At 71.6% G+C, this 20,911-nt stretch carries 14 protein-coding genes; 4 read left to right on the top strand and 10 right to left on the bottom strand.

Annotated elements, in window-relative coordinates; all coding sequences use genetic code 11:
* Nucleotides 1-38: 38 nt before the first annotated feature.
* From ACZ607_RS25510 to ACZ607_RS25495, 4 genes are all read right to left on the bottom strand, one after another.
* Nucleotides 39-1,322, bottom strand: a complete 1,284-nt coding sequence (locus ACZ607_RS25510) for a hypothetical protein (protein WP_469738150.1) — start codon at nucleotides 1,320-1,322, stop codon at nucleotides 39-41.
* A 73-nt stretch (nucleotides 1,323-1,395) separates the two neighbouring features.
* Nucleotides 1,396-1,905, bottom strand: a complete 510-nt coding sequence (locus ACZ607_RS25505; protein WP_469738149.1) for a SigE family RNA polymerase sigma factor — start codon at nucleotides 1,903-1,905, stop codon at nucleotides 1,396-1,398.
* 123 nt (nucleotides 1,906-2,028) lie between these two features.
* Nucleotides 2,029-2,862: a PIG-L family deacetylase gene (locus ACZ607_RS25500; RefSeq protein ID WP_469738147.1), complete on the bottom strand. Its 834-nt coding sequence runs from the start codon at nucleotides 2,860-2,862 to the stop codon at nucleotides 2,029-2,031.
* A 233-nt stretch (nucleotides 2,863-3,095) separates the two neighbouring features.
* A complete protein-coding gene (locus ACZ607_RS25495) occupies nucleotides 3,096-3,674 on the bottom strand; it encodes a TetR/AcrR family transcriptional regulator (RefSeq protein ID WP_469738145.1) in 579 nt (192 codons plus the stop codon).
* 163 nt (nucleotides 3,675-3,837) lie between these two features.
* Between ACZ607_RS25495 and ACZ607_RS25490 the strand changes: the two genes are divergently transcribed.
* The 3 genes from ACZ607_RS25490 to ACZ607_RS25480 all read left to right on the top strand — a co-directional run bounded on the left by ACZ607_RS25490 (nucleotide 3,838) and on the right by ACZ607_RS25480 (nucleotide 7,164).
* Complete coding sequence (locus ACZ607_RS25490) at nucleotides 3,838-5,325, top strand: MFS transporter (RefSeq protein WP_469738143.1); 1,488 nt, start codon at nucleotides 3,838-3,840, stop codon at nucleotides 5,323-5,325.
* Nucleotides 5,326-5,476: 151 nt separating this feature from the next.
* The gene (locus tag ACZ607_RS25485) at nucleotides 5,477-6,370 is read left to right on the top strand and encodes an SDR family oxidoreductase (protein ID WP_469738141.1); all 894 of its coding nucleotides are present in this window, start codon (nucleotides 5,477-5,479) and stop codon (nucleotides 6,368-6,370) included.
* A 128-nt stretch (nucleotides 6,371-6,498) separates the two neighbouring features.
* Nucleotides 6,499-7,164 (top strand): O-methyltransferase, encoded by a 666-nt coding sequence (locus tag ACZ607_RS25480; protein ID WP_469738139.1) that lies wholly within the window; start codon nucleotides 6,499-6,501, stop codon nucleotides 7,162-7,164.
* Nucleotides 7,165-7,194: 30 nt separating this feature from the next.
* On the opposite strand, the gene ACZ607_RS25475 is transcribed toward ACZ607_RS25480, so the two are convergent.
* A complete protein-coding gene (locus ACZ607_RS25475; protein WP_469738137.1) occupies nucleotides 7,195-7,989 on the bottom strand; it encodes a DUF6193 family natural product biosynthesis protein in 795 nt (264 codons plus the stop codon).
* Between the two features lie 58 nt (nucleotides 7,990-8,047).
* On the opposite strand from ACZ607_RS25475, the gene ACZ607_RS25470 reads away from it, so the two are divergent.
* A complete protein-coding gene (locus ACZ607_RS25470) occupies nucleotides 8,048-8,824 on the top strand; it encodes an alpha/beta fold hydrolase (RefSeq protein ID WP_469738135.1) in 777 nt (258 codons plus the stop codon).
* Here ACZ607_RS25470 and ACZ607_RS25465 read toward each other — a convergent pair.
* From ACZ607_RS25465 to ACZ607_RS25445, 5 genes are all read right to left on the bottom strand, one after another.
* Nucleotides 8,814-9,491 (bottom strand): DUF4232 domain-containing protein, encoded by a 678-nt coding sequence (locus tag ACZ607_RS25465; RefSeq protein WP_469738133.1) that lies wholly within the window; start codon nucleotides 9,489-9,491, stop codon nucleotides 8,814-8,816. The genes ACZ607_RS25470 and ACZ607_RS25465 overlap by 11 nt on opposite strands.
* An 868-nt stretch (nucleotides 9,492-10,359) precedes the next feature.
* A complete protein-coding gene (locus ACZ607_RS25460; RefSeq protein ID WP_469738131.1) occupies nucleotides 10,360-13,704 on the bottom strand; it encodes an ATP-binding protein in 3,345 nt (1,114 codons plus the stop codon).
* A 111-nt stretch (nucleotides 13,705-13,815) separates the two neighbouring features.
* Nucleotides 13,816-16,716, bottom strand: a complete 2,901-nt coding sequence (locus tag ACZ607_RS25455) for an FG-GAP repeat domain-containing protein (RefSeq protein ID WP_469738129.1) — start codon at nucleotides 16,714-16,716, stop codon at nucleotides 13,816-13,818.
* Nucleotides 16,716-19,286, bottom strand: a complete 2,571-nt coding sequence (locus ACZ607_RS25450) for a S8 family serine peptidase (RefSeq protein WP_469738127.1) — start codon at nucleotides 19,284-19,286, stop codon at nucleotides 16,716-16,718. Before ACZ607_RS25450 ends, ACZ607_RS25455 begins: the two co-directional genes overlap by 1 nt.
* Nucleotides 19,287-19,705: 419 nt before the next feature.
* The gene (locus tag ACZ607_RS25445) at nucleotides 19,706-20,845 is read right to left on the bottom strand and encodes a PucR family transcriptional regulator (RefSeq protein WP_469738125.1); all 1,140 of its coding nucleotides are present in this window, start codon (nucleotides 20,843-20,845) and stop codon (nucleotides 19,706-19,708) included.
* Between the last annotated feature and the right edge of the window lie 66 nt (nucleotides 20,846-20,911).

The following is a 20,911-nucleotide window of genomic DNA, read 5'->3' as shown; positions in this document are numbered from 1 at the left end:
TGCTTTCGGAACACGCGGCGCTGCTTTCGGAACACGCCCTAGCTCTGCCACACCGTGCTCGTGGCGATCTCCTTCAGCTGATCGGGCGTCAGGGCGGGTTCCTCCCGGGAGGCCGCCTCGTTCTGGTTCGGCGCGTTGAAGGCGGAGATCACCACCCGCAGGCCGTCGGGGCGGATGGTGTCCGCCTCGTTCATCTTCACGCCCGCACCGCCCTTCTCGCCCGGGCCCTGACGCGTGACGACCTTCGTCCCGTCCTCCAGGACCTCGGGGTCGGAGCCGAAGAGCTCCGCCGCGACATCGGACATGCCCGGCTGGACGTTGATCTGCACGAAGCTCCTGCCCCGGCCGTCGTCGACCACGACGTACGCGTACCCCGCCTCCTGCTTCCCGGACTCCTTCACCGTCAGGCCCTCGGGGAGCAGCTCGGTCAGCCGGCTCAGGATCGCGTCACCGCTCAGCTCCTTCGCCGCGGGCTGCTCCGGTGCGGGCGCCTCGGGTTCGGGGAGCGATGCGAGGAGGGGACGCCATTCCTCCGCCTGCGCGAGTCGCTTCAGGCGGTTCAGCGACAGGGGCGGCGCGGGGCGGCTGACCGGGGCGCCCTTCTCCTCGGGCGCGTTCCATTCGTGCAGCGAGATCCGGTAGCCCTCGGGCGTCAGCAGGTCCGCGTACCACCACCGCGTCTCCTCGCGCCGGTCCGGATACTCCCAGCCCTTGAACAGCACGAGGCGCGACCCGTCGGTCAGCCGGGTGGCGGAGCAGGACTCGAGGGGGGTGAGGTTCTTGTCCGGGCAGACGAGTTCGCCATCGGCCGGCTCCTTGGTGCTCTGCCGGCTCAGGCCCACCGACAGGGCGGCCTTCCCATGGTCGTCGTCGTACACGACGGCCGCAGAGGGCAAGGACGAGGTGCTCCGGACCGTCCCCGCCCCCGCTCCCGCGATCCGGCCGGGGCCGCTCGGCGCCTTCGTGAGCTTCCCCTCCGGCAGCAGTTCTTCGAGCGTCCTGAACACCTGTTGTTCGGGGGACGGGCCCGTCGCCGTCCCGCCGGTGCCGCGCGCACCCACCGCCGAGCCCTTTCCGCCGCCCTGCGAAGCGCCGATGCCCCCGGTGACGAACGACCCGCCGAGCCCGATCAGGGCCAGCGCCGCCACGCTCCCGGTCACCGTGGCGCTACGGCGCAGCACCATCCGGCGCCGGCCGCGCGTGACCCCGCCGTCCACGAGCGGGCGTCCTGTGACGGAGAACGACTCCCCGGTCTGCTTCAACGCCACGCCGAGCCCGCCCTCGAAGGCGTCCCGGTCCTCATGAGCACTGTTTTCGGGCATGCCGACCACCACCGTCCCCACATCTGTGGAAAGGAATAAAGGAAAGAAGAACGAAGAGAAGGGGCCGGCCGGCTCAGTGCGCGGCCAGCTCGCCGATGGTGTCCTGGAGCTGCTCACGCAGCCGGGCGAGCGCACGGGTGCTGCGCGTGCGCACCGCCGCCGAGCTGACGTGCAGCGCGTCCGCGGTCTCCGTGACGGAACGGTCCTCCCAGTAGCGCAGCACGATCACCGCCCGGTCCTTGGGAGGCAGACCGCGCAGGGCTTCCAGGAGGGTCATCCGCAGAGAGGCGTCCCCGGCCGACTCGCCCGCCCGGTCCGGGAGTTCACCGCTCGGCCGTTCCCCCGACGACCTGCGCCGCCGGTGCCCGAGGTAGCACCGCACGAGCACGGTCTGCGCGTACGCCGCCGGGTTCCCGACACGTGACAGGCGCCCCCACGCCGCGTACATCTTGCCGAGCGTCTCCTGCACGAGATCCTCGGCGAGGTGTGTGTCCCCGCCGGTCAGCAGGCACGCCGAACGGAACAGATGTCCCATACGGGCTTCCGCGAACTCACGGAAGGCGCCCTCCCTGGACTGCCTCATCCGCCACCCCCTCTCACCTACACCCCCTTTAGATGCGGTGACCCACGGAGAATGTTTCACCCGGTGCGGTGGTCGGCGTCGTCGGAGGCGATGCCAGGGCCGGCCCCGGCATCGGCGGGCGGGTCAGCGCAGTCCGGCGAAGAGGTCGTTCTCGGGTACGTCCGCACCGGTGGCGTCCTTGACGCGTACGAAGGTCTCCACGCCCATCAGCTCGCCGAACCGCTCCTTGCCCATCCTGAGGAAGAAGATGTTCTCGCCCTGGCTGGCGTGTGCGGCCAGCGCGTCGAACTTCTGGCCGCTGTACGCGGTGGTGTCCACCCAGGTGCTGATCTCCTCGTCGGGGAGACCGATCTCGGCCATCGCGGCGGTCTCGGCGGGATCCGGCTCCGGCATGTCCTCGCCGAACTCGCGCATGGTCTCCCCGAACCGCTGCATCGCCGAGCGGGGCATCGTCGTCCAGTACACCTTCGGTGTCAGCTCGGTCATCTCCAGCGCCGCCATCGTGATGCGGTGGGCCTGGATGTGGTCGGGGTGGCCGTAGAAGCCGTTCTCGTCATACGTGACGACCACATCGGGCCGGTAGTGCCGCATGAGTTCCGCGAGCCGGGCGGCGCCCTCCTCCACGGGGGTCCGCCAGAAGGATCCGGGGGCGTCGTTGCTCGGCCAGCCGATCATCCCGGAGTCGGCGTAGTCGAGCATCTCCAGGTCGCTGATCTTCAGGACGTCGCAGCTCGCCTCCAGCTCACGACGGCGCATCGAGGCGACGGCCGCCGGATCGTGCCCGGGGTCGCCCGGTTTGACGCCCCCGGGACCGTCACCGCATCCGCCGTCGGTACAGGTCACGAGCACCGTGCGGATCCCTTCCGCCGCGTACCGCGCGAGGACTCCTCCGGTGCCCGTGGCCTCGTCGTCGGGGTGGGCGTGCACTGCCATGAGCGTCAAGGGCCGGTCAGTCATGAAAACAGTCCTCCTGCGGAACTACGTCGTGGTCCGGGCGCGCGGCGGGCGTACCGCGTCCTGGGTCCGGAGCCTGCCGGGAACGTACGACCTGCGCGGTCCCCGTGTCCCCGCCGAGTCCGGCGCCGGTCCCTCGGTGCAACCGTGCCGGTCGGCCCGGCTGTTCCCGGCGCGGCCGATCAGCCGCCCGGGGGACGGCATGGCGGCGGGTCGCCCCCGGGGGCCTGGGCGCCTCAGGTCCCCGGATGGCTCAGGGCGCGTACGAACTGGTCCGCGAGCTGCTCGGTGTCGATGGCGTCCGCGCTGCGCCCGGACAGGATGTGGAAGAAGGGCGGGCCGATCAGGAGGGCGGTCGCCTGTTCCGGTGAGAGGGCGGTGCCGCTCGCCCTGCGGGCCTCCTCCACGACCGCTGCGGCGCTCTCCCCGAGGATGTCGCGGGACGCGAGCAGCGCGGCGACGTCCGGGTCGTGCTGGGCCTCCCCCATGAGGGCGCGGTAGGCGGCGCCCGCGTGGGAGCGGGACAGGAAGGCGACGAGGGCGTCGAGATACGCCTTGAGGTCCTCGCGGGGGTCGTCGCCGGCGGGCACGGACAGCTCGTGCCGGGCGTCGATGGCGCTCGCCTCGTAGAGGACCTCCGCCTTGTTCGACCACCAGCGGTACACGGTCTGACGGCCCACGCCCGCCCGCTCCGCGATGCCCTTCATGGTCAGGGCCGCGTATCCGACCTCGACCAGGAGGTCGTCGACGGCATGCAGCACGGCGGCGCGTGCGCTTTCGCTGCGGGGCCGCCCGCGGCCACTTCCATCCACCATGCCGTCCACTTTATACGAGGCATGGTGTCTCGTATGTGTTACCTTTGCGGTGCACGGTGTCTCGTAAAGGGTTCCGTCCTCCCCTCCCCGGCCCCGGGAAGGGGCTGCCGGGCCGGGACCGGCCGTGTTCCGTGTACCGCGATCCCAGAAGGAACCGAGAGCAATGGCAGCAACAGCTCCCCTGTCGGAGGGCATCCGGCGCCCCGCGCGACGCTCCGGCCCGGTGCTCGCCTGCGTGAGCGTGTGCACCGCCCTGGTCGTCGGATTCGTCGCGGCGATCAACCTGGCGGTGCCGCAGCTTGCCGCGAGTTCACTGCGACCGACCTCGTCGGACCTGCTGTGGATGGTCGACGCCTACGTCGTGATCTTCGCCTGCCTGGTCATCCCCGCCGGGGCGGCCGGCGACAAGCTCGGCCGCAAGGGCGTCCTCATCGCGGGGCTCGGCATCTTCGCCTTCGGCGCCGTGGTGTCGGCCGTGGCGCCGAACGTGGCGGTGATGCTGATCGGGCGCGCCGTCACAGGTCTCGGCGCCGCGTGCGTCCTGCCCAACTGCGTCGGCATCCTCCTGCACGCCACGGCCCCCGAGCGGCGCCCTCACGCGCTGGCCGTCTGGGCGGCTGCCACCGGCATCGGCGGTGTCGTCGGCAACGTCGGAGGCGGTGCGGTGCTGAGCGCGGGCTCCTGGCGCGCGCTGTTCGTGGCGGCAGCCCTCCTCGCGGTCTGCTGCTCGGTGTGGGCGGCACGGTCCGCACCCCGCAGCGCCCGGCACGCGCGCACCCTCGACCTGCCCGGCACGCTGTTGTTCGTGGCAGCCGTCGTGGCCCTGCTGATCGGCATCATCGAAGGGCCCGAAAAGGGCTGGGGCAGCACGGTCGTCCTCGTCGCCTTCGCCGGCAGCCTTCTGCTGAGCCTGTGCTGGGTGCGGGTCGAGCTGCGCACCTCCCACCCCATGCTCGACCCACGGCTGTTCCGTGACCCGGTACTGGGCAGCGCCGCCCTCGGCATGACGCTCACCTTCTTCGGAAGCTTCGGACTCTTCTACGTCAACGCCTCACTCCTGCAGTACGGGCGTGGCTACTCCGTTCTGGAGGCAGGGCTCGGGATCATCCCGCTGACGGTCCCGATGCTGGTGGGCACCCGCTACGTTCCCGGGCTCATACGCCGCCTCGGTGCCCCCGCGACACTCTCCGCGGCCTTCGCACTGACCAGCGCAGGACTGGTCGGCCTCTCGTACGCCTCGATCATGGCCTACCCCGTGTACGCGGCCGGGCTGTTCGTCATCGGGCTCGGCATCATGCTGGCCGCGCCCTGTCTGACCGCCCAGATCGCTTCGGCCCTGCCGGTGGAGAGAGCGGGCGTCGCCGGAGGCATCCAGTCCGCGACCCGTGAACTGGGCAGCGCACTGGGCGTGGCGGTCGTCGGCACCATCCTCACGGCGGGGTTCACCCGCCACCTGCCCGCCGGCCTGGGCCGACACACGCCGGCCCCCCGCACGGTGCGGGAAGCACTGACACTGGCCCCGGCCGACCACACCGCCGTCACCGAGGCGTTCGTGCACGGCGCCGACACCGCGCTGCGCGCCGCGGCCCTCGTCGTAGTCCTGGCCGGCGCCGTGGTCGTCGCCGGTGCCCGCCGGGGCGCCCCTCGGTAGCGAAGGGCGTCCACGCCACCGGGCCCGGCGCCGGATCGGCGCTCAGGGAGCTCCGCCCCCGTCTCCCACCCCCGTCTCCCGTACCCCTCCCGCATCTCCGTCCCTCACCTGCCCCTCACACGCCCTTCCCAGGACCAAGGAGGTCACGCTCATGCGTGCATTTGTCACTGGAGCGACCGGCTGGATCGGATCCGCCGTTGTCGACGAACTCATCTCGGCGGGCCACCAGGTCATCGGCCTGGCCCGGTCCGACCAGGCCGAACGGACCCTTACGGACAAGGGCGTCGGTGTCGTCCGCGGCGACCTGGACGACCTCGCCTCGCTGCGGCGAGGCGCCGACCGGGCGGACGCGGTCATCCACATGGCCAACAAGCACGACTGGGGCAACCCCGCCGAGTCCGACCGCTCGGAACGCGCCGCGGTCCGTACGCTCGGCGACGCCCTGGCCGGTACCGACCGCCCGTTCGTCGTCGCCGCGCCCCTCTCCGGCCTCGTCGAGGGCCGGCCCGCCACGGAGGCCGACGTCTCCCCGGCCATCGGCCCGGACTCCAACCGGGGCGGCAGCGAGAACCTCGCCCTGGACTACGTGTCCCAGGGCGTGAGGACCGTCATCACCCGGTTCGCACCGAGCGTGCACGGCCACGGCGACTGGGGGTTCGTCAACTTCCTCACCGCGGCTGCCCGTGAGCAGGGGGTCTCGGCCTGGATCGGCGACGGCTCGGCCGCCTGGTCGGCGGTGCACCGCGCCGATGCCGCCCGCCTCGTCCGCCTCGGCATGGAGCGGGCACCCGCAGGGACACGCCTGCACGCCGTCGCCGAGGAAGCCGTCACCACCAAGGCGATCGCGGAGGCCATCGGCCACAGCCTCGGCCTGCCGGCCGACTCCGTCGCCCCGGAGGACGCCGGAGCCCATTTCGGCTTCGTCGGGAGCTTCTTCGCCTCCACGATGACCGCGTCCAGCAACGCGACCAGGCAGCTCCTCGGCTGGGAACCCACCGGGCCGGCCCTGCTCGCGGACATCCAGGCAGGCGCCTACACGGCCTGAGGAGTCGGCGGCCCGGCGGGCCCCACCCCGCACGGGCCGCTCCGCCCGCAGTGCGCCCGCGCGGAGCGTCCCCACCTGTACGACCCCAGTAGCCCCACCCGTAGCCCCGTATCGAAGGAGCCGGCACCGTGCCCACGTACCCCTGCACCCTCGCGGAACCACGCGTCTCCGACGCCCTGACCCGCATGTTCACAGCCGCCGCCCGTGACGACGACAGCGAGGCACGCCCACCGCGTGACCCTGCCCACGACAGCAGGCCGCTGACGGCACAGGAACTCGCCGATGCGGCCCAGGACATCTACATGCCCGTCTCCGCCGACGGCGGCAGACTCCTCTACAACCTCATCCGCGCCACCAAGCCGGCCACCGTCGTCGAGTTCGGCACGTCGTACGGCATCTCGACCCTGCATCTGGCCGCCGCCGTGCGCGACAACGGCGCGGGCCGGGTCATCACCACGGAGATGAGCCGGACGAAGGCGGCCTCCGCCCGCGACACCTTCGCCACCACCGGGCTCGACGACGTGATCACCGTGCTGGAGGGTGACGCCCTGCAGACGCTCGCCGCACTGCGGCAGCCGGTCGACTTCGTGTTCCTCGACGGGTGGAAGGACCTCTGCCTGCCCGTACTGCGGCTCCTCGAACCGCACATCTCTCCCGGCACCCTCGTCGTCGCCGACGACGTGGACCTCGCCGGCCTCGCCCCCTATCTCGCCCACGTCCGCGACGCGGCCAACGGCTACCACAGCGTCACATTCCCCGTGGAGGACGGACTGGAGATCAGCTGCCGCCTCTGATCCGGCCGGGCGCCGCCCGGTGAGGTGGTGTCAGCTCTCGACGTCACCCACCGGGGGCGCGGGAGGCGGCGGGTGCGGCCAGCCTCCCTCGACGGCCGGGCCACTGCCCGCGGGAACGTTCGCCGCTATCAGCGCCGCCGCCTCGCGGGCGTCGAGGCCGGATCCGATGACACGGTCCGGAACGTGTGGTGACCACCGCGACCACCGGAGAACCACGTTCCACAGTCCGTCGACGGTCGGCTCCGCACGGGGAACCTCCTCGTAGAAGGGATCGGCCGTACTGCTGAGAAGGCTGAACGCCCCGTGCGACGGAAACGGGAAGAACACGCGCAGGGCGGGCTGTGCGTAGAGGGCCTCGGCCAGTTCGGCGTTGCCCAGCCTGATCGTGGGCGAGCGCTCCAGGGTCAGCCGCCAGGCGGTCGCGACGACCCTCCCCGGCGGGGCCGCTTCCATCGGGGTCATCGCGAGCGGAGCCCACTCGCGCCGCAGTCGCCCGATCGATGCCCCCTCCCGCACGGCGTGCAGGACGACTTCGACCACCGCGAGGTCGTCGGTGCTGCCGAAGAGGGCCCAATGCAGTCCGGAGTCCCCGGAGATCTGGATGCGGAACTCGCGTACCTCGGTGTTGGTTGCGTACACGGCGAACCGTGTCTCTCCCTGCGCCCAGCACGCGGCGACCGCGGGGCCGTACCCCTCGACGGGATCCGGCGGGCCGGTACGACGCCCGCGCCGGGCCGCCTCGCGATCCAGCGCTTCCGGCAGGCCACCGGACGCGACCAGCTCCGGATAGAGCTCGGGCGACACGTCGTTCGGCTGTTCGGGCATGCGCATACCTTAGGCAACGACAGCGCCGGGAGCTTTTGCATGGAGCGGGTGACGAGTAGTGCCGTACGCGACGACGCCTGACGGGGTCCGCATCGCCTACCAGGTCCGGGGCGAGGGGGCCCCGCTGGTCCTGCTGGCAGGCCAGGCGAACAACCACCACTGGTGGGACGGGGTACGCGACGACTTCCACGCGGCCCGCAGCACGCTCACCCTCGACTACCGGGGCACGGGGGAGAGCGACAAACCCGATACGCCCTACAGCACGGAGCTCTTCGCCCAGGACGTCATCGCGGTGCTCGACGACCTCGGTGCCGACCGGGCCGACGTCTACGGCACGTCCATGGGCGGACGCGTGGCCCAGCAGCTCGCCGCCCGTTACCCGGATCGGGTGCGCGCCCTGGTTCTCGGCTGCACGTCACCCGGCGGATCGCACGGGATCGAACGCGGCAACGACGTACGCAGGTCGCTGGTGCAGCGGCAACCGGGTGCGGCGCGCCAGGCCCTCCTGGAGCTGATGTACACCCCGGCCTGGCTGGCGACCCACACGGGCCCCTACCGGACACTCGGCGACCCGGGCATGCCCGCCCACGCCCAGCGCGGCCATCTGGCGGCCAGCAACCAGCACGACGCCTGGGCGCTCCTGCCGGGCGTCGCCGCCCCCACCCTGGTCGTGCACGGGAGCGACGACCTGCTGAACCCGGCCGCCAACGCCCCGCTGCTCGCGAACCGCATCCCCGGCGCCCGGCTGCACATGATCCCGGGCGCACGTCACGCCTATTTCGAGGAGTTCCGCACCGTCGCGAGCCCGCTCGTCCTGGACTTCCTCAGACGATGACGGGGACGGCCTCGGAGCGGTCGGTGGCCCAGTTGGTGACGATGGGCTTGTCGACGGTGGCGGTGTCGGGAAGGGCGAGCTCGGCGGGGTTCGGGTCGTCGTTGGTGACGGCGATGATGACGTTCTCGAATTCCACGCCGCCATCGGTGTCGGTGGTCTTGGGGCTGATACCGGTGTAGGCCACGGCGGAGCCCGTGAGCTTGATGGGGTCTTCGCCACCCTGCCCGACCGGGGAGGCGACGCCTTCGGCACCGGAGCCGAAGGAGACGCTCGGGGTGTTGACGTCCAGGTAGCAGGTGATACCCGACTTGGCCTTCGCGGTGACCAGGTAGTAACCGCCGGCCTGGGTCTCCGCGGTGACCGTGAAGTCCAGGTCGTTGGTGCCGCAGGACTGCCCGTAGCCGCTCTTGTCGCCGCCGCCGGAGGCCTCGGTCTTGGTATCGGAGCCGTCGGAGGCGGAGGACCCGCTGGAACCGGACGCGCTGGAAAGGCTCTCGCCGGAGGAGGAGCTGCCGCTCTTGCCGCTGCCGGCGGAGGGAGCCGAGGAACTGCTGGTGTCCGCGGCATCGTCCGCGCTGCAGGCGGTCGAGGTGGCGGCGAGGGCCGTCACGGCCGCAGCGGCGAGGACGAGACGGGCGGAACGGGCGGCGAGGCGGGAACGCATCATGATCTCCAGCGGCTTTCGGTTCGGTGCTTCCTGCTTTCACTGACGACACTAGGACCGGGGCGATCGCGAAATGATCCTGCGCATGTCCGGGTTCTGTCTCAGCAAGATCGGTTCCGAAAAGGCGGGTTGAGTTGCAGGATCCTCACCAAAAGGCCACGTCAAGCCGGGGTGCCCGGCGATCGGGCGCGCGGCCGGGTCGGCCGCATCCGTCAGGCCGTGGACGCGTCCCGCGCGGGAAACCGGGAAGAGCTTCGCGCTGCGTGGGATCGCGCCTCAACTGGCTTGAAACACAGCAAGGTTGATTACAAAAGCATCACGAGGTGATCATTCTGCGACGTTCTCGTGGACTGCGGGTAAAGATTCGATCGCTTCGTCTGGGGGGGGGAGACCCAGCCATGGACCGTGATCCTCATGCTCCCGGACCACCTGCCCGCCGTCGCCGCCGCCACCGTGACGCTGGCACTCGGAGTCGCCTCGGTCCCGGCGTTACCGCTGCTCCGCACCACGACCTGAGCCGTCGCGGCGTCCCGCACGCCCGGGATCCATGGGCCGGACAACAAACAAGGCCCTGGTCTCCGACCAGGGCCTTCATCGTGGAGCGGGTGACGAGAATCCAACTCGCGCTCCGGGCTTGGGAATTACCCGGCACTTGAGCGCTCAGACGGCGTCGGAACTGCGGAAATAATGTCCGAGGGGTGGTTCTGGCCGCAATCGTCGGGTCCGCTACCGGCCGCTGTTCACCGCCCCTGCTGGCGCGTTGTGGCACGGCCGCCCGACCGTCGGCGTCCACGATCGGCATCCTGCGGCGTGTCCTCGTCGGTCACCGGCTCAGTCGCCCATCCGTGTGAGGGCCCTCGGGCAGCAGGCGCTACGGCCGCGTCGACGTGTTCGTCCCGCCCAGCAGCTTCCGGGCCCGTCCCAGGCGTCCGGCCCAGGCCGGGTAGGGCAGTGCGGTGGCGAGCGATGAGGCGTGCGCCAGTTCCGCTTCGCCCTCCTGCGTATGGGACAGGCGCGACAAGCAGGCGCCGAGTGCCGTGCGGGCCTCCACCTCGGCGAGGCGCTCTCCGGAGCGGGCGGCACGTTCCGTCTCGGCGCGGGCGATGCGGAGTGCCGGCTCGGCCTGACCGGCGAGGAGGTGGGCCCAGGCGGTCAGGGCCGGCGCGGCGGTGGCATGGCCGTCGAGTACGGCCAGCGCCTCGTCCGGGCGATGTGCGAGCAGGGCGAGTTCGGCGCGTGCCGTGCTCACCTCGTACGCGGCCTGGCGGTCCTCCAGGGTGGTGGCGATCCGCTCGGCGTGGTCCAGGACAGCCACGGCGCCCGACAGGTCGCCGGTGCGCAGCAGTACGCGGGCCTGTGCTGTCAGGGCGTACGGGAGACACCAGCTGCCGTCCGCCTCGGCGCCGGTCACCGCGGCGTCCGCGAGGGCCGCGGCCGGGGCCGTCTCCTCGAGGAGCAGATGGAGTTCCGCCAGGTTCGCCCGCTCGAACGCGATGGCTGCCGGATCCCCGGAGTGCTCGGCGAGGTCGAGGGCGCGCCTGCCCAGGCCGACGGCCTCGTGCAGCCGCCCGGCGCGCCGGGCGTTCTCCCGCAGCGTCGACAGCACCGTGCCGAGCAGCTGCGGGTCGCCGTACGCCTCGGCGGGCTCCAGCGCCCGGTCGCCGGCCTCGCGGGCCCGCTCGAAGTGGCCGGCCAGACCCAGATTGCTGGCCAGCAGGGTGTAGGCACGGGCGAGCAACCCCTGCCCCGCCGCGCCGGGCACCTGCTCGGCGGCGGGGAGGGCCAGGCGGGCGGCCGCGTACCCGTCGTCGTACCTTCCTTCGTAGCAGCAGACCAGGGAGAGGGCGAGGTGGTGGACGGCTGCCGGTTCGGGCGCGGTGTCCGCGGTCGCCCGGTGCCCGTGCAGGACCTGCCGGCCGGCGGCGGATTCCTTCGCCCTGACCAGGCTCTCGGCCAGATATCCCGCGGCCAGCACGGCGCGGTCGTGGTCGTCACGCCGTACGAACTCGTCGAGCGCGCTCCGCAGCGCCTCGGCCGCCCGGTCGAACCGGCCCATACGGCGCAGCACCTGGGCGTGCGCGAGCCGGGTGCGGGCCGCGTCCACATCGAGGCGGACCACGAGATCCTGGTAGTAGCGGTCGGCGGTGTCGTTGGCGTAGAGGGCCGAGGCCCGCTCCGCCGCGAGCCGCAGATATTCGGCGGCCAGCGGGTCGTCGGCCCGCGTGAAGTGCGAGGCGAGCGTATCGACGGCGTCGGGCCTACGCTGCCGCACCGCCTGCGCGAACGCCCCGTGCAGCTGCATACGCCTTACGGAGGTGAGTCCTTCGTAGCAGGTGAGGCGGACCAGCGGATGGCGGAAGGCGAGGCCGGGCACATGCCGCCCGGACACCACGACGGGCCGCTCCTCGATGAGCGCGGCGCCGATCGCCCGTTCCAGGGCGACGGCCGCGGCGGCTCCGGTCACCGGCGGGTGCAGGCCTTGCGCGGCGACGTCGAGCAGTTCGGACGACGCCGTCTCGGAGCCCGCGACGGACAGTGCCTCGACGACGCGCCGGGCGTCCGGGTCGAGCCGTGCGAGGCGCTCGGCCACCAGCTGCCGTACGCCTTCTGGCGCGGCACCCTCCTCGGGGGTGTCGGCGAGCGCGCGGGCCAGTTCCACGGCGAACAGCGGATTGCCGAGGGACAGCTCCCAGACCCTGTCCAGCGGTGCGGCGGCACCGACCGCGTCCCGGGCCACGGCCAGGCAGGCGTCCTTCCCGAGTCTCTCCAAGTCGTGGGGCACGGCGAGCCCTTGGCGCACCAGGAGGGTCAGGTCCGCGCGCCGCGGGTCGGTGTCCGGCAGTTCCTCCTCGCGGTACGTCACCAGGAACCGCAGTCGGCTCCCCGGCCCGGCGGCCCGCCGTGCCAGATGGCTCAGCAGCTGGTACGAGCCGGAGTCCGCAGCGTGCAGATCGTCCAGGACCACCAGGACCGGACGGTGGGCGGTCAGCTCGCCGAGCAGCCCGGCGGTCGCCCGGAACAGCCGGTCCCGTTCCTCCTCGGGGCTGCGTTCCCCGAATCCGCTGATCTGCCCCAGGGACGGCAGGAACGCGGCCAGGTCGGGGTACTCGGCGCCGATCCGGGCGCGTTCGGCCACCCCCCGCTCGGCGAGCCAGCCGTCGAGCGCCTCGGCGAACGCCCCGTAGGGGGTGTGGCCCTCCGCGTCGTGCCCGGCCCCCCACAGCACGGCCGTTCCGGAGCCCGCGGCCCGTCGTGCCGCCTCGGCCACCAGCCGGGTCTTGCCCATGCCGGGTTCGCCGGTGAGCAGCCTCACCGGCGGCCCGCCGCCGGCGAGGAGCCCGCGGAGTGCGTCGTCCCGCCCGTGCAGCGGTGCCACGGCGATCCCCCGCAGCGACGCGGGCAGCGCGGGCCCGGTGGCGGTCGGCGCGGGGGCGGTGGTGAGCGCGGCCCGGTGCAGCCGCTCGGTCTCCGGCCCGGGGCGTACCCCCAGCTCCGCGTCGAGGGCGTCCCGGCAGAGGTGGTACTGGCGCAGTGCCTGACGGCGCATCCCCTGCCGCAGCGCGATGTCCATGAGGGTCCGGTGCGCTCCCTCCTCGGCGGAGTTGGCCTTCAGTACCCGCTCGGCCGCTGCCGCGGCCTGCGGCAGGTCCCCGTGCGCCAGGTGCGTGGTGGCGAGGGCGAGACACACCTCGGCCTGCAGGTCCGTGAGCCGCGTGCGCCGCGCATCGGCCCAGCTCGCGTACGGGTCCTCGGGCAGGAGCCCGCCCTCGAACCGCTCCATCGCGTTCTCCAGTCCGGTCACGTCCCGGGATGCCAGCGCGGACAGCGCGGCCTCCTCGACGTGATCCGCGTCGACCCACACGGTGGCGGGGTCGAGGAGCAACAGCGCCCCGTCGGATATGAGGTACGACGAGGTGGCGCGCGGCGCGAGCTCGGGTTCCAGGGCCCGCCGTGCGGCGTGCAGCGCGACGCGCAGGTTGTTGGGTGCCGTCTGCGGACCGGCGTCCGGCCAGCACAGGTCCATGACCTGCTCCCGCTGCAGCCGGTGCCCCGGGGAGACGGCGAGCAGCTTGACGACCGTCTGCCCGGTCAGCCGGGGCCAGCGTTCGGCGGGTGCGGGACCGCTGTCGCGGGTGGCACGGAAACCGCCGAGCAGATGCAGGCGCAGCAGCGGCGCATCCGGTCCGGCGCCGGGCGGGGTGGGCTGCGCGTTCATTGGGCAGCCACTGTAGCCCGACAAGGTGAGAGCCCCCTGGGCAAAGCCCAGGGGGCCGGCACGACGGGCCCGCGCCGTTACGGGTCCGTCGTACTCAGGGGGTGAGGACCGTCAGGCCTTGTCGATGGTCCAGGTGGCCGTCGAGCGGATCGCCGTGTACCGGCCGGATACCTCGTTGCCTACCAGGCCGGCGGTGCGGTCGGTGCCGTAGTCGTCGAAGGCGAGCAGGACGACCTCGTCCTTCCCGTCACCGTCGAGGTCGGCCACGAAGTGCTCCCGGGAGCCGGTCATGCCGGTGGAGACGGAGGCCGCCGGGTAGTTCACACCCGACGTCAGGACGGAGGCGGGGTACAGGTTCAGCACCTGGGTGCCGCTCGACACCACGAGGCGGGCGCCGTCCGGACCGGTGGCGAAGGACGAGCTGCGGACCTCGGCCAGCGTGTTCACCTTGTACTCCTTGCCGTTCGGCCCGTCGGTGCGCAGCGATACCAGGCTGGCCTCGGTCAGTCCGTCGGGACCGGTGAGCCAGTTGGCGAGCGTGGCGTACCCACCCGCCTTGCGCTCGTGCAGCAGCTCGCCGGTACGGCCGTCGCGGATCTGGACCATGTTGGTCAGCTGGCTCGGCGGTGTCTGCTCGGAGTCCCCGCGGACGACGTAGGTGAAGACCACGGCGTGACCGTCGGCGTACGGGATGTCCTTCGAGGCGAAGGTGCCGGCCCGCAGCGGGATGCCGAGCACGTCGCCGGTGGTCCCGGCGGGCGCCTTCGGGGAGAAGTTCCAGGCGGCCTTGCCGTTCCTGCCGTTCAGGGCGACGCCGCCGACGGCGACCGGAGCGGTCGGGGTCCTGCCGCGGGTCTGGTACTGGGCGTAGACCTTGCCGGCGCTCGCCGACAGGTCCGCGAACGCCGGGGTACCGATCTCCGACGGGACCGCGTACTCCCACTTCAGGGAGCCGTTGCCCTCGTAGGCGCGCACCTTGTCGGTCGCCACGGCGATCTCCGCAGCACGGTCACCGTCGAGGTCCGACGCGACGACGTTGCGCACGTATTCGCCGGCCGCGGCCTTGATGGTGGTGAGCACCCTGCCGGTACGGGCGTCGACGATCGCGACGGCCTCACTGGCGGCGACGACGAGCTCGTCGCGGCCGTCGCCGGTGGTGTCGGCCTTGACGACCTGCACGACCCGGCCGGGCATCGTCGACGTCCACAGCCGCTTGGGCGTGCCGGAGACCAGGGACGGGCCGTCGTAGGCGTACAGGCCGTCGGAGGAACCGCCGACGACGAGGTCCTGCTTCTTGTCCCTGTTGATGTCCGTCGCGACGGCGGTGTAGGGGATGCCCTCGATCGGCTGGACGCTCTCCTGCTTGCCGTTGCCGATCCTGTACGTGCGGACGTTCTGGTCGATGTCCGTGGTGCGCAGCCGCCAGTCGCCGTTCTTCTTGAACAGCTGGCCGCCCAGCATCGAGCCGACGGTGCCGCGCTTCTCCCACTTCACGTCGCCGTCGGCGCCGTCGAACGCCGTGATCCGGGCGTAGTGGTTCATGTAGCGGTTCTCGGCGGTCCGCCGGTCCTTGTCGTCCATGGCCGAGGCGATGATCCTGCCGTCGACCGCCTGGACGCGCCAGACCGAGGCCAGATCGCCGTCGGCCTCCTCCTCGGACCGCTTGAGGGTGCGGGCCCACAGCAGACCCGCGTCGTCGCCGTTCAGCGCGCGGACGCTGTTGGTGTTCATCGACAGGCTGTCGTCGAGGGTCGACTCGCTGACCGTGTACTCCGGCTTGGAGCCGCCCTGGATGTCGCCGACCTCGAGGTCGAGCGGGAACGCGTTGATCCGCTCGCTGAGGGAGGTGCGGGTGCCGTCACCGGGCGCGTACCTGCTGATCTCGTACTTCACGCCGTCGGCGTAGTCCGACTGCTCCAGGGCGACGATCCGGCCGCGCGCGGCGTCCAGGTGCAGCTGACGCACGTAGAGGCTGCCGCTCCTGGCCCACTTGACGCTGCCGTCCTTGGTGTCGATCACCAGGGTGTGGCCGCTGCCGACCCCGTCCGGCGCGTACCGCTTGGCCTGGTTCCAGGAGGCGGCGAGCAGTCCGCCGCCGATCGGCTCCAGCGCGCCCCACTGGACACCGGTGTAGGTGCCGGCGTCGTACGTCCAGGTCTGCGACGGGGTGAGCGTGCCGTCGGCGTGGTCGAAGCGGAAGCCGTTCAGCGTGGTCTTCGAGCCCGCCGGGGAGTTCTGGTTGTCGTACGCCGAGTCCGCGACGACCAGGGTCCTGCCGACCAGCTTGATGTTGTAGGCGGCGGCGAACAGCTTCGACCAGAGCGTCCTGCCGGTGGCGCCGTCGAGGATCGTGACGAAGGTGCCGTTGGGCAGCGAGGAGCCCGGCGAGGTGAAGGGCCGGTACGGGTTCACGCCGGACTTGGCGGTGAAGACGATGTCGTCGACGCCGTCACCGGTCAGGTCGCCCGTCGCGACACCGTTGTCCGAGGTCGGGGAGAACGGGTCGATCGCGTTGAAGCCCATGACCACGGCGGCCGGGTAGGGCTCCTTCACGGCACGGGGGGTCGGGGTGACCTGCCAGTCCGAGTCCAGGGACGTCGAGTCGCGCGACCACAGCCGCTTGCCGTCGGCGCCGACCCGCTGGATCGGGGTGAGGCTGTTGACGGTGAAGTAGTCGCCCTTCGAGCCGCCGACCGGGAAGGTCTGCGCCATGCCCTGCGCGCCCTCGACGCCGGACCTCTTGGTCAGATTCCAGGGCGAGGCGGCGTCGGCCCCGCCGTCGGCCGTGGAGCTGTCGCCGGTGCCGGCGTCCTCGGTGGCCTGCTCCAGGCTTTTGCCGCCGTCCCCGTAGACGTCGGGCATGGAGTGCTGGACCAGCTTCTCGGCCTGGCTCTCGGAGAGCGTCAGGAGACCGTTGTCGTCGGCGTGGACGGCCGGGGCGACGGTCAGCGCGAGCCCGGAGGCGATCAGTACGGAGGCCAGGCGCAGGCCCCGCCGGTTGATGTTTCTCATCAGGCGCCCTTCGGGGTGAAGCGGATGGCGGTCGCGTCGCTGAGGACGGTCTGCTTGAAGGAGGTGCCGAGGGCGTCGGTGCCGGCCTGGTTCTCGATGCCGGTGGTCGCCGAGCTGCCGCGCTGCAGGGCGCTGGTGCCGATGCCCTTGTACTGCAGGGTGACGGCGCCGGTGGCCTCGTCGAAGACGGCCTCGAAGGAGATGCGCACCGAGCTGTCCGCTGCGATGGAGGCGTTGTTCCAGACGACGGCGAACTTCCGCGCACCGCTCCTGCCGGTGGTGGCGGTCCGCACGCTCGACTTCTTGTCGAGGACCAGGTCGTCCCAGAAGGCGGCGACGACGCCGTTGGGCCTGGCGGCCGTGGGCAGCGCGGTGTTGGCGTAGTCGCCAAGCCGCGGCTGGAGGAAGTTGACCAGACCGTTGGTGGTGACGGAGGCGCTGGTGTACTTCACGCCGTAGTACGTCACGGGGAACGGCAGGCTGATCGTCCTGGCGTCCTCGTCACCGGTGAGCCCGGTGGTGGTCGATCCCTTGATCCAGGAGGAGGCGACGGGGGCGCAGGAGTAGGTGCCGCCCGCGTCGGTCCGGTTCGGCAGCTTCACGTCGGCGCTCTCGGCGCCGTCGACCTCCAGCCTGCCGGCGTAGGCGCCGTTGCAGACGACCGGGGCGGCGGGCGTGACGCTCAGGTTGTACGCGCCCTCGGCGACCTCTGGCAACGTGTACGTGCCGTCGGTGCCGGTCGTGACGGAGTCGACGGGGACGCCCGGCAGGGAGACGGTCGCCTTGGCGAGCGGCTTGCCCGTGACGTCGAGGACGGTGCCGGTGACGGCGTGGCTCGGGACCGCGTCGAGCGCGACGTCCTGGGTGAGCGGCGTGCCGGTCGTCAGCGTGACGCCGGAGACCGTCCTGCCGGTGTAGCCGTAGCCGCTGACCGTGAAGTCGTACGTGCCCGCGGGCAGCGTCAGCCGGTACGAGCCGTCGGCGCCGGTGGTGACCTGGCGGCCGCCGGTGGCCTGGAAGGTGAAGCCCCGCAGCGCGGCGCCCGTGGCCTTGTCGGTGACCTTGCCGGAGACCGTCACCGCGGTGTGCGGGGCCTTGTCGACGGAGGCGAGGATGTCGAGCTTGCCCTCACCCCAGACGTTGTTCATGCCGGCGGTGCCGCCGCAGTGCGTGTCCTCGACGTCACGGGCGCCCTCGTTCAGGAGCGCGCGGGTCTCGTCGATCCTGCCGATCAGCGAGGGGGCCGCCGACCACAGCAGCGCCACCGAACCTGCGACGTGCGGGGTAGCCATCGACGTGCCCTGGATGGTGTTGTACGAGGAACCGGGCCAGGTCGACGTGATGTTGACGCCAGGCGCGGAGATGTTCGGCTTGGCCGTGCCGTCGATCGGCGAGGGACCGAAGCCGGAGAAGCTGGCGATCTTGCCGTTCGCGTCGTAGGCGCCGACACCGTAGGACGAGTTCATCGAGCCCGGCGGGTGGGTCGTGGAGCAGGTCACTCCGTCACCGTCGTTGCCGGCCGCGAACGCCTCGAAGATGCCCGCCGCGTTCCAGGCATCGAGGATGTCCTGGTACATGGGGGTGTTCTTGTCGTCGGAGCCCCAGGAGTTGTTCACGATGTTCGGAGCGAGGTCCGGGCGCGGGTTCTGACCGTTGTGGTCGGTCGGCGCGAGGATCCACTGACCGGCGGCCAGCAGGTCGTCGTCGTAACAGATGTCCGAGGCGCAGCCCTTGGCGGCGATCCACTTCGCGTTCGGCGCGACCCCGATGCCGTTCCTGGCGACCATCGTGCCCATGGTGTGGGTGCCGTGGCCGGCGTTGTCGCACGGGTCACCGCCGGCGCCGCACTCGCCGGTCGGGTCGAAGAAGTTGTAGTCGTGGCTGAAGGTGCCGTCGCCGTTGTTGCCGCGGTAGTTCGCGACCAGGTCGGGGTGGTCGTACTGGACGCCCGAGTCGACGTTGGCGATGACGATGCCCTCGCCGCGGTCGTCGTACCGGTCCCAGACCTGATCGGCTTTGACGTCGGATATGCCCCACTCGGGGGTCTCGTCGCCGTCCGCGGACGAGGCGGTGCGCGATGCCGTGGCCTTGCTGTCGTCGGTCTCGACGTCGTCGAGCTTGAACGCGTGCCGCTTGACGATCGATTCCACGTCCGAGCGCTTCGCGAGCTCGTCGACGAGGGCCTGGTCACCGGTGACCTGGACCGTGTTGGCGATCCAGTAGCCCTGGTGACCGACCTTCTTCCTGTCGAGGAAGGAGGTGAGCGACTTCTGGCTGTCCTCGGCGGCCGTCCGCAGCGCCTTGTACGCGGCCGTGGCGGCCTTGGCGTGCGTCTTCTGCTTCTTGGCGGTCGCCAGGTCGGCCCGGTCCTTGAGGACGACGAAGAACGTGGCCTCCTTGCCACCCTTCACGGCACTCGTCAGCGCGCTGTCCACCGTGGCGCCGGTGTCGGCCTTCGTGGCGGTGTCGGCGGAGGCGGTCAGGGGACTGGCCAGCAGGGCGGCCGCTGCGGACAGCGAGGCCGCCGCCCATATGGCGGCTCTGCGCCGGGGTGGTCGGGGCACGCTCATCGTTGCACTCCTCCAGGAACGGAACGGGGAGCCCGGACGCTAGACAGCCGCCATTACTTGAGCATTACAAGCTGTCCGGCCGTCCCCGCCTGCCGACCTCGCCCCGCCCGACGTCCCGCGGTCATCGCCGCGATCGCGGCGGCTGCGGGACTGATGGTGGCGGCCGCGGCCGACGCGTCCGCGCCGGCCCGTCAACGGTCCCGGGCGACGGGGCGGCGGCGAGGTGCGCGGCGTTGCCAAGAGCGATCTCGATGTACGCCGTCAGCAGGCGGCTACAGGTTCAGCGAGTGGCGGCGCGACCGTTCAACCGCTGTCACGACGACGGGAAAGCCGGCCGTTTCCCGGGGCACAGCGGCTTGGCACCGGGATCGAGCACGATCTCCGGACGTTGGCCGACGCGGCAGCGGACGGGTGACGCGTCAGCGGACCCGCAGACCGACCGCCAGCGTCAGTTCGAGGACCCGGTGTGGTGATGCGAGATCGGGAAACAGCTCCCGCAGCTGCGACATCCGGTATCGGACCGTCTGGGGATGGACGAACAACGCCGCCGCGACCTCGTCCCGCCTGCCCTGGTGCAGCAGCCACGCCCGCAACGTCTCCTCCAGCCGTCGTGCCGTTGCGGCAGGCAAGGTCTGCAACGGTGCGAGGGCTCGGGCGCGCAGGTCGGCGAACGCGTCCACGTCGGCGCTGAGCACCAGGTCGGGCAGGTGGTCCTCGGTGTCGCGGATGTCGGAGGAAAGGGAGCGCGCGCGTAGGGCTCGTGCGTACGAGGCGGACGCATGGGTCCATGGCCGGGCCGGGCCGACCACGGCGGCGCGGTCGGTCAGCTGCCGTAGGAGACGTGATCGGTCGGCATCGGGGACGAGGAGCAGACCGGTGTCATCCGGCAGATCGTCGAGGACGAGGGTGTTCGGGTCGAGTGTGCGGTAGGCGGGCCGGGCGTGGGCGGCGGGCAGCAGGACGGCGGTCAGCGAAACCGGAGGCTGCCACCCGGCCCGTTGGCCGGAGGCCAGCAGCGCGTCCGGGCTCGCGCCGGCGAGGAGGTCGCGGGCCAGGTGTTCCAGGTGGCGCTCGTGTTCTCTGCCCCGGGCGGCCAGTTCGTCGGCGTGGCCCGCGGCGCTCGCGGCGGAGAGCTCGTCGATATAGGCGAAGGTCAGCTCGGCGAACTTCGCGACCTCGGCGGCGGGCAGACCCGCGGGTACGGCACCCGCTGCCAGACATCGCCAGGCGACCCGGGCGCCGACGCGGTAGGCGCTGAGCAGGGCGTCCATCGATCGGCCGTCGCGCACCTCGCCGCGGCCCAGCTCGTAGGCGGCGTCCCCGGCATCGCCGCCTGTGGCGTTCCCGCTCGCAAGGTCCAGGTAGTGCCCCAGGGCGGTGCGGACGGCTCTGCGAATGGTGGCGCCCATGCGGCCCGACAGGGCACGGGCGTAGGGAGGAACCTCCTCGATGATCGCCTGGACGACTTCGTCGGCGGTGGTCCTCAGTGCGGCCCGAAGGGCGGTGACCGTCGTCTCATCCAGGGTCAGTTCGCCGGCTCTCCGGATTGCATAGCTCATTTTTTGTTCCCTGCGAACAAATCGGTCGACCAGATTTACGTCCTGTGGTCAGGACTTTACGCCTGG

The sequence above is a fragment of the Streptomyces sp. NPDC104381 genome (genome assembly GCF_055583745.1).
This window is presented reverse-complemented; position numbering and strand designations above follow the sequence as displayed.